Source organism: Bradyrhizobium sp. 6(2017), assembly GCF_011058295.2.
Classification (GTDB): Bacteria; Pseudomonadota; Alphaproteobacteria; order Rhizobiales; family Xanthobacteraceae; genus Bradyrhizobium; species Bradyrhizobium septentrionale.
Genome location: NZ_CP049289.2, coordinates 8846230 through 8858995, shown reverse-complemented (window position 1 = coordinate 8858995; position 12766 = coordinate 8846230). Strand labels below are relative to the sequence as shown.

At 64.8% G+C, this 12766-nt stretch carries 10 protein-coding genes; 5 read left to right on the top strand and 5 right to left on the bottom strand.

Annotated features, from left to right (window positions below; genetic code table 11):
* Positions 1 to 8: 8 nt before the first annotated feature.
* Together G6P99_RS42015 and G6P99_RS42010 are read right to left on the bottom strand one after the other, a co-directional pair.
* Positions 9 to 1625 (bottom strand): MDR family MFS transporter, encoded by a 1617-nt coding sequence (locus tag G6P99_RS42015; RefSeq protein WP_029079320.1) that lies wholly within the window; start codon positions 1623 to 1625, stop codon positions 9 to 11.
* Positions 1626 to 2096: 471 nt separating this feature from the next.
* A complete protein-coding gene (locus tag G6P99_RS42010) occupies positions 2097 to 3245 on the bottom strand; it encodes an HlyD family secretion protein (RefSeq protein WP_165126354.1) in 1149 nt (382 codons plus the stop codon).
* Between the two features lie 140 nt (positions 3246 to 3385).
* Between G6P99_RS42010 and G6P99_RS42005 the strand changes: the two genes are divergently transcribed.
* The 4 genes from G6P99_RS42005 to mctP all read left to right on the top strand — a co-directional run bounded on the left by G6P99_RS42005 (position 3386) and on the right by mctP (position 7318).
* On the top strand, positions 3386 to 4297 hold the full coding sequence (locus G6P99_RS42005; protein ID WP_029079318.1) for a LysR family transcriptional regulator: 912 nt from the start codon (positions 3386 to 3388) through the stop codon (positions 4295 to 4297).
* Between the two features lie 224 nt (positions 4298 to 4521).
* Entirely contained in the window at positions 4522 to 5493 is a 972-nt protein-coding gene (locus tag G6P99_RS42000) for a Bug family tripartite tricarboxylate transporter substrate binding protein (protein ID WP_165126351.1), read from the top strand.
* A gap of 138 nt (positions 5494 to 5631) precedes the next feature.
* Positions 5632 to 5817: a DUF3311 domain-containing protein gene (locus G6P99_RS41995; protein WP_029079297.1), complete on the top strand. Its 186-nt coding sequence runs from the start codon at positions 5632 to 5634 to the stop codon at positions 5815 to 5817.
* Positions 5818 to 5827: 10 nt separating this feature from the next.
* The gene (gene mctP / locus G6P99_RS41990; protein WP_165126348.1) at positions 5828 to 7318 is read left to right on the top strand and encodes a monocarboxylate uptake permease MctP; all 1491 of its coding nucleotides are present in this window, start codon (positions 5828 to 5830) and stop codon (positions 7316 to 7318) included.
* On the opposite strand, the gene G6P99_RS41985 is transcribed toward mctP, so the two are convergent.
* A complete protein-coding gene (locus tag G6P99_RS41985) occupies positions 7289 to 10918 on the bottom strand; it encodes an indolepyruvate ferredoxin oxidoreductase family protein (protein ID WP_165126345.1) in 3630 nt (1209 codons plus the stop codon). The two genes, mctP and G6P99_RS41985, sit on opposite strands and share 30 nt — an antisense overlap.
* 156 nt (positions 10919 to 11074) lie before the next feature.
* Between G6P99_RS41985 and G6P99_RS41980 the strand changes: the two genes are divergently transcribed.
* The gene (locus G6P99_RS41980) at positions 11075 to 11530 is read left to right on the top strand and encodes an Lrp/AsnC family transcriptional regulator (protein ID WP_029079294.1); all 456 of its coding nucleotides are present in this window, start codon (positions 11075 to 11077) and stop codon (positions 11528 to 11530) included.
* A gap of 199 nt (positions 11531 to 11729) precedes the next feature.
* On the opposite strand, the gene G6P99_RS41975 is transcribed toward G6P99_RS41980, so the two are convergent.
* Positions 11730 to 12272 (bottom strand): hypothetical protein, encoded by a 543-nt coding sequence (locus G6P99_RS41975; RefSeq protein WP_165126342.1) that lies wholly within the window; start codon positions 12270 to 12272, stop codon positions 11730 to 11732.
* A gap of 60 nt (positions 12273 to 12332) precedes the next feature.
* Positions 12333 to 12734, bottom strand: a complete 402-nt coding sequence (locus tag G6P99_RS41970) for a hypothetical protein (RefSeq protein WP_245284569.1) — start codon at positions 12732 to 12734, stop codon at positions 12333 to 12335.
* Between the last annotated feature and the right edge of the window lie 32 nt (positions 12735 to 12766).

The following is a 12766-nucleotide window of genomic DNA, read 5'->3' as shown; positions in this document are numbered from 1 at the left end:
GATGAAATCTAGTGCGCGCCGCCGCCGCCGAGCTGGCCGGGCTTCTTCAGGACCAACGTCGCCGCCAGCGCTATGATCAGCGCCACGCCGAGCAGATAGAAGGTGTCGCTGAAGGCGAGGATGTAGGCCTGCTTCTGCACCACACCGCCGATCGCGGCGATGGCACGGTGGGCGGCGGTGGCCTGATCGGCGACGCCGTGATTCATGAAATACTGCGTCATCTGCTCGATCCGGGTGCGGGTGGCCTGCTCCAGCAGCGAGACGGACTGCATCAGGACATTGGAGTGATACTGCTCGCGCTTGGTCAAGAGCGTCTGCAGCACCGCAATGCCGACGGCGCCGCCGAGGTTCCGCATCATGTTGAACAGGGCGGAGGCGGAACCGGCGTTCTCCATCTCGATGCCCGCGGTCGCGACCGCCGACAGCGGAGCCATCACCAGGGCCTGGCCGATGGCGCGGACCACGTTGGGCCAGAACAGCTGATCGGTGGCGTAATCGTTGGTCATGAAGATGTTCATGAAGTTGGAGCCGGCGAAGACCGCAAAACCGATGCCGATGATGATGCGGGGATCGAAGCGCTGCATCAGCCGCGGCACCAGCGGGATCAGCAGCAGCTGCGGCAGGCCGGTCCAGGCCAGCACCATGCCGATCTGCTCGGCGTTGTAGCCCTGGATGCGCGCCAGATACTGCGGCAGGATGAACACCGAGCCGTACAGCGCGATGCCGAGCAGGAAGTTGGCCAGCATGCCGAAGCCGAAATTGCGGCGGGCGAGTAGGCGCAGGTTGAGCAGCGGCTTCTCGACGGTGAATTCGACGATCAGGAACGCGACCAGCGAGACGGCGGCGATCACCGACAGGCGGACGATGAAGGGCGAGCCGAACCAGTCGTCCTTGTTGCCTTCTTCCAGCACGGTCTGCAGCGCGGCAAGCCCGATCGCCATGGTGATGATGCCGAGCCAGTCGCCCTGGCGGATCAGCGACAGCTTCATCGGGCTCGGATCGAGCGAGACGTACAGCATCGCGATCATCACGGCGCCGGGCACGAGGTTGACATAGAAGATGTACTGCCAGCCCCAATTTTCGGTGAGATAGCCGCCGATGGTCGGGCCGATCGCGGGCGCGAACGTCGCCGACAGCGCGAACAGCGCAAGCCCGATCGGCTGCTTGGCCTTCGGCAGCAGCGTGATGATCAGCGTGAACGCCATCGGGATCAGTACGCCGCCGGTAAAACCCTGGATGGCGCGCAGCGCGATCATCTGCGGCAGGTCTTGCGCCAGCGCACACGCCGCGGAGAACACCAGGAACAGAACCGCATTGGTGAGCAGATAGATGCGCACCGAAAACACCTGCGCGAGCCAGCCGGAGAGCGGGATCACCACGATCTCGGCGATCAGATAAGAGGTCGAGATCCAGCCGCCATCGTCGATCCCGGCGCCGATCGCGCCCTGCACGTCGGCAAGCGAGGCGTTGACGATCTGGATGTTGAGCACCGCCATGAACGCCCCGAGCGTGGCGCCGATCACCGCGATCCAGGTTTTCGTGGGGATCGCAGGCGTTGCCGGCGTGGCGGGGGCGGTGTGGGTAGCAGCGTCGGCTGTATTGGCGGTGGGCTGGAGCGCGGTCATCGGAGTCTTCCCTGGCTGACCCAGGTAAGATGCATTAGGCAGCCGGTTTCGATAATCGAGGAAGGAATGGAAGGATTGTCCGGCCGACGTTGATAATCGCGTGCGTGACGAGCGGGGCCTGATGGCGGCGTCGGATGAGCAAGCTCCTTCAATCGTGAGGTGAGCACGCCTCTCAGGCTCCCTCCCCCCTTGTGGGGTAGGGTGGGGAGAGGGGTGCCCCGGGCATTGGTGCCAGAGGCTACGCGAACTGATTCAATTCTGCCGACGCGTTACTAGCGGCAGTCGCAATCCGTCCGACGTCAGCGCAAGCGGCACCCCTCTCCCCAACCCTCCCCCGCAAGGGGGGAGGGAGCCCTGTCGCCGGTGATCGCGGCACGACGAGAAGAGACGCAGCAGAAAGCAGACAGGAAGCGCGACCGACCACCGAGTGGGTGATCGATCGCGATAAGCCAGTCGAGGAGACGTTATGCGCTATCCGCCACTCGGCCGCGTCACTGATGCCAGCCGCCGCTTCTCTTCGCGCTCGGCCAGCACGGTCGCCTTGGTGTTGACGGTCGGGATCGCCGACATGCCCGGCCGCAGCAGGCCGGTGAGGCTGCGGTCGTCGAGCACGATCTTGACCGGCACGCGCTGCACGATCTTGGTGAAATTGCCGGTGGCGTTATCGGGCGGCAGCAGCGCGAATTCGAGACCGCTGGCCGGCGACAGGCTGTCGACATGGCCCTTCAGCGTGGTGCCGTGGAAGCTGTCCACGGTGAGCTCGACCGGCTGGCCGTTGCGCACATTGGTCAGCTGCGTCTCCTTGAAATTGGCGACCACATAGACCGCATCGAGCGGCACCACCGCCATCAGCTGCGTGCCGGCCTGCACATATTGCCCGACGCGGAGCGTGCGGGCGCCGACCGTGCCGTCGACCGGCGCGGTGATCCGCGCGTAGGACAGGTTCAGCTCAGCCTGCTGCTCGACCGCGCGGGCGCGGTCGGCCTGCGCGACGGCCTGGGCGCGCTGCGTGGTCAGCACCTCGACCTTGCGCTGCGCCGCCGACAACGCCGACTTGGCGTGCTGCAACTGCGCGGTGTTGGCGCGCAGCGCCGCGTCGGTCTGCTGCGCGCGTTGAATGGTGCCGGAGCCGGACTTCATCAGCCCGTCGTAGCGGGTCTGTTCTTCCTGCGCGAATTTCAGATTGGCCTCGGCGGCTTCGACGTCGGCGGTGCTCTGGTCGATGATCGGCTGCTGCAGCTCGAGCTGGGCATCGAGGTTGCGCACCGAGGCGTCGGCGGCGTCGACATCGGCCTTGGCCTGGCCGAGCGCCGTGCGGTAGTCGCGATCGTCGATCTGGGCCAGCAGCTGGCCGGCCTTCACCGGCTGGTTGTCGGTGACCAGCACGCGGGCGATGTAGCCCGGCACTTTCGGCGCGATGATCGTGGAGTCCGCCTTCACATAGGCGTCGTCGGTCGATTCGAGGTAGCGGCCGGTGGTGAGGTAGTCGTAGCCGAAGTCGGCGGCGGCGATGATGCCCAGTCCCGCGGCGAGGCCGAGCGCCACCCGCTTGATCGCCTTGCGGGACGGGAGAAGACGAATTTTAGCTGATTCTTCAGGGATATAGGTGGTGGTCGACATGGCGTCCTCCTGGTCGAAATCTGCGTCCTTCCAGAAAGGGCGCCTGCCAGGCCCCTCAGATGCAATATCCTCCCCGCTGTGATAATCCCGATAAAACTGGAAGCATTATCAAGCCGGCGCTGATAATCCGGACCTGCCGCATGGATCGCCTGACCAGCCTGACCGCCTTCGTCCGGGTCGTGGATTCCGGCGGCTTCTCGGCGGCCGGCCGCAAGCTCAACATGTCCACCACCATGGTGAGCAACCATGTGCAGTCGCTGGAGGATCGGCTCGGCGCGCGGCTGCTCAACCGCACCACGCGCAAGGTCAGCCTCACCGAAATCGGCCAGGCCTATTACGACCGCTGCGTCCAGATCCTCGCCGATATCGAGCAGGCCGATGAAGTCGCCAGTGCGCAGCAATCGGTGCCGCGCGGCACGCTGCGCATCTTCACCAACACCCATCTGGTGCAGTTCCTGTCGCCCGCGGTCGCCGAGTTCCTCGCGACCTATCCCGAGGTCAAGGTCGACCTCACGATCGGCGAGCGCACTGCCGATCTGATCGACGAGAATTTCGATCTCGCGGTGCAGATGATCCAGCCGCCGGACTCCAGCCTGATCGTTCGTACCATCGCGACCTGGCGCCATGTGCTGTGCTGCTCGCACGGCTATATCGCGCAGCACGGCAAGCCCGAGCAGCTTGCCGATCTCTCCGCGCGCAACTGCATGCGCCACGCCAACTATCCCTATGGCGATGATTGGCACTTCACCGACCGCAAGGGCACGCCGGCCGCGGTGCGGGTCTCCGGCAATCTGATCTCCAACAGCGGCGAGACGCTGAAGCTCGCGGCGCTGGCCGGCGTCGGCGTCTTTCTCGCGGCCGGTTTCCTGGTGCGCGACGAGCTGGAGTCAGGCGAATTGGTGCGGCTGTTGCCGGAGTACCGGCCGGTCGAGCTGACCATGAACGCGGTCTATCCGCACCGCCATCATCTCTCGGCCAAGGTCCGCACTTTCATCGACCTCCTGGTGCATCACGCCACCGAGCAGCAGAAGCTGATCAATCCGTATTCGTGAGCCGCGTGGAGAGAACCGCGCACGCAAATCTATCTCCGTCATCCCGAGGAGCGCGCACTTGCGCGCGTCTCGAAGGATCGACGGCCCGGCTGTGGCCGTGCATCCTTCGAGACGCGCTACGCGCTCCTCAGGATCACGGGACTAATAGCGCGTCATGACCACCCGGCATCCCTTGCATGGCGCCACCGTGTATGAAGGTCGCCTCACTCGCGCCGGGGCCTGCCATGCCGCTTCGTCTCCTCACATCGATTCTGTTCGCGTTTGCAGCAATTGTACTGCTGCACGTGCCGGCGTTCGCCGGCTATCCCGACCATATCGTGAAAATCGTGGTTCCGTTCGCGCCGGGCGGCGGCACTGATGTTGTGGCGCGCACGTTGGCGCAGGAGATGCAGAAGGACCTCGGCGTCACCATCATCATCGAGAACAAGCCGGGGGCGGGCACCATCATCGGCACCCAGAGCGTCGCGACCAGCCCGGCCGACGGCTACACGCTGCTGATGGCGACCTTCGCCAACGCCGTCAATCCGAGCCTTTACCGCAAGCTGCCCTATGACGCGCACAAGGACTTTGCGCCCGTGGCATTGGTGGCGCGCTCGTTCAACGTCGTCGTGGTCAATCCGGCTTCGCCGATCAAGTCGATTGCCGACCTGATCGCGGCTGCGAAGGCCGATCCGGAAAAGCTCTCCTACGGGACCTATGGCACCGGCACCTCGGCGCATCTCGCCGGCGAGTTGTTCAAGCACATGGCGTCCGTCAATCTCACCACCGTCCCCTACAAGGGCGCGGCGCCCGCGATCACTGACCTGATGGGCCGCCAGATCCAGGTGATGTTCACCACGGTGGCAAGCTGCGCGTCGCTGGTCGAGGCCGGGCAGCTGCGTGCGATCGGAGTCACTTCGGCCGAGCGTTCGGCCTCGTTCCCGCAATTGCCGACGGTCTCGGAAGCCGGCGTATCCGGCTACGCCGCGGAATCCTGGTACGGCCTTTACGCACCTGCAAACACGCCGCCTGAGATCATCGACCGCCTGAACAAATCCGCCGCCAAGGCCGTGCAGGCGGAGGCCTTCAAGAGGCTCAGCGTCAATGAGGGCCTCGTGATGGTGGCCCAGCCGCCGGCCGAGCTCGACCGTTACTTTGCCGGCGAAGAGGCGCGCTGGCGCAAAGTGATCAAGGACGCCGGCATCAAGGCCGAATAGGCGGCATGCGCCAGATGACGATCACGTCTTTTTGCGTCGCATTGCCGTAACCGTGATTCTAGACGCAACGCACGGGTTCCTGGATCGTTGAGATTCAACGGAACTTCCCGCCTTATTCCGTGCGTTAAAGAGTAGGCCATGTGGATTCTGTTGCTGCTGCCGTTCATCGGCTTGCTGTGGGTGCCGTTCTATAATTTCCTCGAGCCGTCGCTGTTCGGCTTTCCCTTCTTCTACTGGTACCAGCTCGCCTGGGTGCCGATCTCCTCGCTGTTGATCTGGCTGGTCTATCGCAGCCGCCGGCCCGACGCCGACGAGACGCGGTGAGGGGACGGCCATGACCGATCATATCGCCTGGGTGGCGCTTTCCGTTTTCATCTTCTTCTTCGCCCTCGTCACCGTGATGGGCTTCTTCGCTGCGCGCTGGAAATCCGGCCCGGTCAGCGAGCATCTCGACGAATGGGGCCTCGGCGGCCGCCAGTTCGGCACCTGGATCACCTGGTTCCTGGTCGGCGGCGATTTCTACACCGCCTACACCGTGATCGCGGTGCCGGCGCTGGTCTATGCGGTCGGCGCCTACGGCTTCTTCGCGCTGCCCTACACCATCATCGTCTATCCCTTCGTATTCGCTGTGATGCCGGTGTTGTGGAAGAAGGCGCATGCCAACGGCTACGTCACCGCCGCGGATGTCGTCCACGGCGCCTACGGTTCGCGCAGCCTCGAGCTCGCGGTGGCGTTGACCGGCCTGGTTGCGACCATGCCTTACATCGCGCTGCAGCTGATCGGCATGGAGGTCGTGATCAAGGCGATGGGCTTGACCGGCGAATTGCCGATCATTGCGGCCTTCGTGATCCTCGCGCTTTATACTTACAGCTCCGGCCTGCATGCGCCGGCGCTGATCGCCTTCGTCAAGGACATCATGATCTACATCGTGGTGCTGACGGCGGTGATCGTGGTGCCGACCAAGCTCGGCGGCTATGGCGCGGTGTTCTCGGCCGCCAACGACGCCTTCACGGCGAAGGGCGGCGCTACCGGACTGACGCTGAAGCCCGGGCAATATCTGCCCTATGCGACGCTGGCGCTCGGCTCCGCGCTCGCCGCCTTCATGTATCCGCACACGCTGACCGGCATCTTCGCATCGAAGTCGGCGGATACGATCCGCAAGAATGCGATCCTGCTGCCGGCCTATACGCTGTTGCTCGGTCTGATCGCGCTGCTCGGCTACATGGCCTATGCCGCAGGCATCAAGGTGACGTCGCCGAACGACGTGGTGCCGACCTTGTTCGAGACGCTGTTCCCGGAATGGTTCGCGGGCTTCGCATTCTCGGCGATCGCGATCGGCGCGCTGGTGCCGGCGGCGGTGATGAGCATCGGCGCCGCCAATCTGTTCACCCGCAATGTCTGGAAGTCCTACGTCAATCCGGACATCTCGCATGCCGGTGAGGCGTCGGTGGCCAAGATCACGTCGCTGGTGGTGAAGGTCGGGGCGCTGGCCTTCATCCTGTTCCTGCCGACGCAATATGCGCTCGACCTGCAACTGCTCGGTGGCCTCTGGATCGTGCAGACGCTGCCGGCGCTGGTGTTCGGCCTGTTCACCGTCTGGTTCCGCGCCGAGGGCCTGCTGCTCGGCTGGGCCGCCGGCATCGGCTGGGGCACGTACACGTCATGGAGCAACGGGCTGAAGCCGCTCGCCAGCATCTTGCTCGGCGGTTCCAGCTACAGCTTCTATGTCGGGCTCGGCGCGCTCTTGCTCAACATCGTGGTCGCGGTGGCGGCGACCGTCGTGGTCGGCCTGATATCACCCGCCAAGCGCAGCGCGGCGGCCTGAGCCGTCGCCGGCATCTGGTGGGATGGCGACAAGTCGCGCGGTCAGCCGCGCGACTTCCGCCTTGGTCTTGTCGATCGCGGCGTCCTTCACCGGCCCGTAGCCGCGGATCTCCATCGGCGCTTTTGCAATCGCAACGAGATCGGGCAGGCGGGTCTTGTCGAGATTGCCGATGATCGTATCGATCAACGTCTCATACCAGCCGATCAGCGCGCGCTCGGCGCGGCGCTCCGCGGTGTAGCCGAACACGTCGAGCGGCGTGCCGCGCAGCCCTTTCAGGCCCGCGAGCCATCGCAGTGGCGTCTGGATCCACTGGCCGAATGCGCGCTTGCGCGGCCGTCCCCGCGCATCGTGGCGACCCGGCAGCAACGGCGGCGCAAGATGGTACTGCACCGTGAAGTCGCCATCGAATTCTTTGCTGAGCTCGTCGAGGAAGCCCGTCTGCATATGTAGCCGCGCCACCTCATACTCGTCCTTGTACGCCATCAGCTTGAACAGCGACCGCGCCACGGCGTCGGTGAGGGGGAGATTAGCCTCGCCGCGAGCTCGGTCCGCCTCTCCCGCTTGCGCATCGATAGATGCGTTACGGGTGGGGGCTCTCTCCGCAATACGACTCGTGGAGACACGCCCACCCCAACCCTCCCCCGCAAGCGGGAGAGGGGGCGCTCCTCCTTCGCGGTCGCTGCCCAGCGCCGCCTCGGCGCGGCGGACGCGCTCGACCGTCGCGCGATAGCGCGCGGCATAGACCTCGTCCTGGTAATCGCGCAGGAAATCGGCGCGCCGTGCGATCATTTGCTCCAGCGTTTCGGGTGCGTTGGCGTCGGCATTCTCGGCTTTCGGCAAGAAGTCCGGATCGGCAAAGGCGAGCCGGCCCCAGGCCAGCGCCTGCTTGTTGCGCTCGACCGCGACGCCGTTGAGCTCGATCGCGCGGGTCAGCGCGTCGAGCGAGACCGGCACCAGGCCTTGCTGCCAGGCGAAGCCGAGCATCATGATGTTGGCGTACACGCTGTCGCCGAGCAGCCGCTCGGCCAGCGCATTGGCGTCGATCGCGGTGAGGTTGCCTGATTCGATCACCCGCTCGATGGCGCGCAGCCGCACCGGCGAGGCGAGGTCGGCGTCACGGAAGCGCACCACATCGCCGGTCGGCATTTCAGCCAGATTGACCGCGGCGCGCATGCCCCTGCGATAGGTCCCGGAGGCCTTGGCCGACGAGCTCACGACGAGATCGCAGCCGATCAGCGCGTCCGCCGCGCCCTGGTCGATCCGCACCTGGTGCAGCGCCTCGGGCGCTGCCGCAAGCCGCAGATAGCTCAGCACGGGGCCGAACTTCTGCGCGAAGCCGGTGAAGTCGAGCACCGAGACGCCGCGGCCCTCGAGATGCGCGGCCATCGCGATCAGCGCGCCGACCGTGATGACACCGGTGCCGCCGACGCCGGTCACCAGCAGATCGTAGGGCTTGTCGAGCGGCGCAAGCTCCGGCGCGGGCAGCGCAGCGGCACGCGCGAGCGGATCGATCGCGCTTGCGCCCTTCGCCCGCCGCTTGCCGCCCTCGATGGTGACAAAGCTCGGGCAGAAGCCGTTGAGGCAGGAAAAGTCCTTGTTGCAGGTCGAGAGGTTGATCTTGCGCTTGCGGCCGAACGGCGTCTGCTTCGGCTCGACGCTGAGGCAGTTGGATTCCACCGAGCAGTCGCCGCAGCCCTCGCAAATGAGGTCGTTGATGACGGCGAAACGCGCGGGATCCGTGATCGTGCCGCGCTTGCGCCGCCGGCGTTTTTCGGTGGCGCAGGTCTGCTGATAAATCAGCACGGTGACGCCCGCGATCTCGCGCAGCTCGCGCTGCACGGCGTCCATCTCCTCGCGCGGATGGATGGTGACGCCTTCGGGCAAATCCGCCGGCGAGAACTGCGCGGGGTCATCGGACACCAGCGCGATCCGCGAAACGCCTTCGGCACGGACGCAGTGCGCGATCGCGTGCACGCTGACCGGACCGTCGACCGGCTGGCCGCCGGTCATCGCCACAGCGTCGTTGAACAGGATCTTGTAGGTGATGTTGGCCTTCGCGGCGATCGCCTGCCGGATCGCCATCGAGCCCGAGTGATAGTAGGTGCCTTCGCCGAGATTCTGGAACACATGGCTATTGCCAGTGAATCTCGACGACGCCGCCCAGTTGACGCCTTCGCCGCCCATCTGGATCAGCGACGAGGTCTCGCGGTCCATCCAGCTCGCCATGAAGTGGCAGCCGATGCCGGCCAAGGCCTTCGAGCCCTCGGGTACCTTGGTCGACGTGTTGTGCGGGCAGCCCGAGCAGAAATACGGCGTCCGCGTCGCGCCCGGCACGGCGATCGTGCGGTCCTGCTCGGGCGCAAGCGCGGCAACGCGGCGCGCGAGTTGCAGCTCCGGGAACATCGGATCGAGCCGCCGCGCCAGCACGTCCGCCAGCATCCGGGGCGACAACTCGCCGATCCAGGAGATCAGCCGCGCGCCGTTTTCGTCATGCTTGCCGACCATCCGCTCCGGCTTCGACCCGGGATAGTCGTAGAAATATTCCTTGAACTGGCTCTCGATGATGCCGCGCTTCTCTTCGACCACCAGGATCTCGCGCTTGCCCTTCACGAACTCCATCGCATCGTGCAGCGCCAACGGCCACACCATGCCGACCTTGTAGATGTCGATGCCGAAGCGGCGGCAAGCGGCCTCATCGAGGCCGACCAGCCGCAACGCCTCCATCAGATCGAGATGCGCCTTGCCTGTCGTGACGATGCCGTAGGTCGCATCTCTGATGTCGTAGATGCGGCGGTCGATCGGATTGGCTTTTGCGAAGGCGTAGACCGCGTGCTTCTTGGCCTCCAGCCGCTCCTCGATCTGCGGCCCCGGCAGATCCGGCCAGCGATAATGCAAGCCGCCGGGCGGCGGCACGAACTCTGGCTGCGCGAAGACGCGCGGCGGCGCAAGCTCGACCGAGGCACCGGATTCGACGATCTCCGAGATCGCCTTGAAGCCGACCCACATGCCGGAGAACCGGCTCAGCGCGTAGCCATATTCGCCGAATGCGAGATATTCGCCGACATCGGCCGGATGCAGCGTCGGCATGAACCAGCTCATGAAGGCGACGTCGGACTGGTGCGGCATCGAGGACGACACGCAGCCATGATCGTCGCCGGCGACAACGAGCACGCCGCCATGCGGCGAGGAGCCATAGGCATTGCCGTGCTTCAGCGCATCGCCGGAGCGATCGATGCCGGGGCCCTTGCCGTACCACAGCCCGAACACGCCATCGACCTCTCGGTCTTTTTGCGTCTCGACCTGCTGCGAGCCGAGCACCGCGGTGGCAGCGAGGTCCTCGTTGACCGCGGGCAGAAATTCGATGCGGCTCTGCTTGAGCCGCTCGCCGATCTTCCACAATTCGAGATCGACGCCGCCGAGCGGCGAGCCGCGATAGCCGGAGATGAAGCCCGCGGTGTTGAGGCCTGCGGCGCGGTCGCGCCTGATCTGGTCGAGCGCGATGCGCACGATCGCCTGCGTGCCGGTGAGGAAGACGCGGCCGCGTTCGCGGCTGTAGCGCTCGGACAGCTGATAGGCGTCGAGCAGCGGCATCTGGCCCATGACTGAGCCTCCTGGAATCGCAATTTCTGATCCGACAACGCTATGCCTGGGGGCCTGGTAGGTCTTACCTATCTATTCTTCACGATTACCAATTGTGGTAGATTATTTCGAAATTGAAAGGAAATCGGTACGTTATACCGAAACGAGAGTTGCCCGATGGTTGAAGAGCAAGACGAAAAAATCCTCGCCGAGTTGCAGAAGGACGGCCGCGCTACCAACCAGCAGCTTGCGGAAACCGTCGGCATGTCGACCTCGGCGTGCTGGCGCCGGGTCCGCGCGCTTGAGGAGTCCGGCGTCATCTCCGGCTATTCGGCGCTGGTCGCGCGCCAGCAGGCGGGCTTTGCGACGTCGGCGATCCTGCACGTTTCGCTGGAGCGGCACGACGTCAAATTCGTCGACGAGTTCGTCGCGCGGGTGATGCAGCGCCGCGAGGTGCTGGAATGCTTCGCGACCACGGGCGATGCCGACTATCATTTGCGCGTCGTCGTGCGCGACATGGACGCCTACAATAGATTCCTGGACGAGTTCATGTTCCGCATCCCCGGCATCCGCCACGTCCGCACCAATGTGATCCTGAAGGAGATCAAGACCGGCGTGGCGCTGCCGTTTTGAGGTGTGCCGCGACGGCCACGCCACATGCGCGCTGTCGTCCCGGCGCAGGCCGGGATCCATAACCACGAATGCGCATTATTGCGCGGCACTGGAACGACGGATCCCGTCCACGACATCCGCTGCGGAGTATGGGTCCCGGCCTTCGCCGGGACGACGATGTTGATGTAGCACTAGGATGGGTAGAGCGCAGCGAAACCCATCATCGTGCCGCGGATGGGTTGACCGGTGCCGCGTCGCTCGATCCATCCCGCGCCTCTGCTGATGCGCTCCTCGCCAGGATCATGAAGACCATGACATGGCTGACCAGCAGCAGCGGCACGTAGAGCGCGGGAATATAGATGCCGGCGCCGAACAGGCCGGGATCGCCGATCTTCACGCCCATATAGTAGGCGTTGAGAAGATCCAGCGTGCCCCAGACATTGAAGATCCACACCATCGGCATGGCAATCGACCAGCGCCAGGACAGTGCGGTCATGGCAAGCAGTGCGAGCGCGGCAGCGATGAGATCGCCCCATCCGACCTGGCCGGCGAAATCCGCACTCAGCTGCGGCGACACGAACCCTGTCACCATGAAGTTCATGCCTAAAAACCTGAACGCATGGAAAGTCGCGAGAAGTCTCAACGCGTCATAACGCGGCATCGCGCGGAGCGCGGGCCAGACATAAATGACGGCCACCACGGCACTGGTCAGGAAGGCGCCGGCGACGCTGAGGACGAATGGCAGGTTGAAGCTGGGGGGCACGGTCGGTTTCCTCGGTGATTGTCGATCCGGTTCGGTTGGCTTGCGTTCAAGGCTTGACGCTCAAGGCTTGGCCAACAGCAGGCGGAGCGGCAGCAGCGGGCCGACCGCGATGTAGTCGTGGTCCATCAGGTCCTGCTTGGCGAGCGGCAGGCCCTCCATGATCGCGTGCGCCTCGGCGGTATCCTTGGCATCGAGCAAAAAGACGACGCCGCGCCCGTCGGATTTCGAATACCATTCGCGCACCTTGCCATTGAGATAGAGCTGCACGGTCTGACGGATTTCATCCGGCATCACGGCCATCACCTGTTCGCGGGTGACGCCCGGCTTGACGGTGAGGATGACCATCACGCCGGTGGTGATGGTGGAGGTGGCTTGTGCCTGGGCAAGGGAAGGAGCGGTCATGGAGGTTAAGCCTGTCAAAGTGAGGGTGAGGGCGAGGAGGGTGTGACGGAATGCTTTCATTGGTCGCATGTCTCCGCTCACGACGGATGTCG

Excerpts from the sequence above, each read along its gene's own strand:
- G6P99_RS42015 (WP_029079320.1), bottom strand. The coding sequence starts at position 1,625 with ATGACCGCGCTCCAGCCCACCGCCAATACAGCCGACGCTGCTACCCAC.
- G6P99_RS42000 (WP_165126351.1), top strand. The coding sequence starts at position 4,522 with ATGCCGCTTCGTCTCCTCACATCGATTCTGTTCGCGTTTGCAGCAATT.
- G6P99_RS41980 (WP_029079294.1), top strand. The coding sequence starts at position 11,075 with ATGGTTGAAGAGCAAGACGAAAAAATCCTCGCCGAGTTGCAGAAGGAC.
- G6P99_RS42010 (WP_165126354.1), bottom strand. The coding sequence starts at position 3,245 with ATGTCGACCACCACCTATATCCCTGAAGAATCAGCTAAAATTCGTCTT.
- G6P99_RS41985 (WP_165126345.1), bottom strand. The coding sequence starts at position 10,918 with ATGGGCCAGATGCCGCTGCTCGACGCCTATCAGCTGTCCGAGCGCTAC.
- G6P99_RS41970 (WP_245284569.1), bottom strand. The coding sequence starts at position 12,734 with ATGAAAGCATTCCGTCACACCCTCCTCGCCCTCACCCTCACTTTGACA.
- G6P99_RS41995 (WP_029079297.1), top strand. The coding sequence starts at position 5,632 with ATGTGGATTCTGTTGCTGCTGCCGTTCATCGGCTTGCTGTGGGTGCCG.
- mctP (WP_165126348.1), top strand. The coding sequence starts at position 5,828 with ATGACCGATCATATCGCCTGGGTGGCGCTTTCCGTTTTCATCTTCTTC.
- G6P99_RS42005 (WP_029079318.1), top strand. The coding sequence starts at position 3,386 with ATGGATCGCCTGACCAGCCTGACCGCCTTCGTCCGGGTCGTGGATTCC.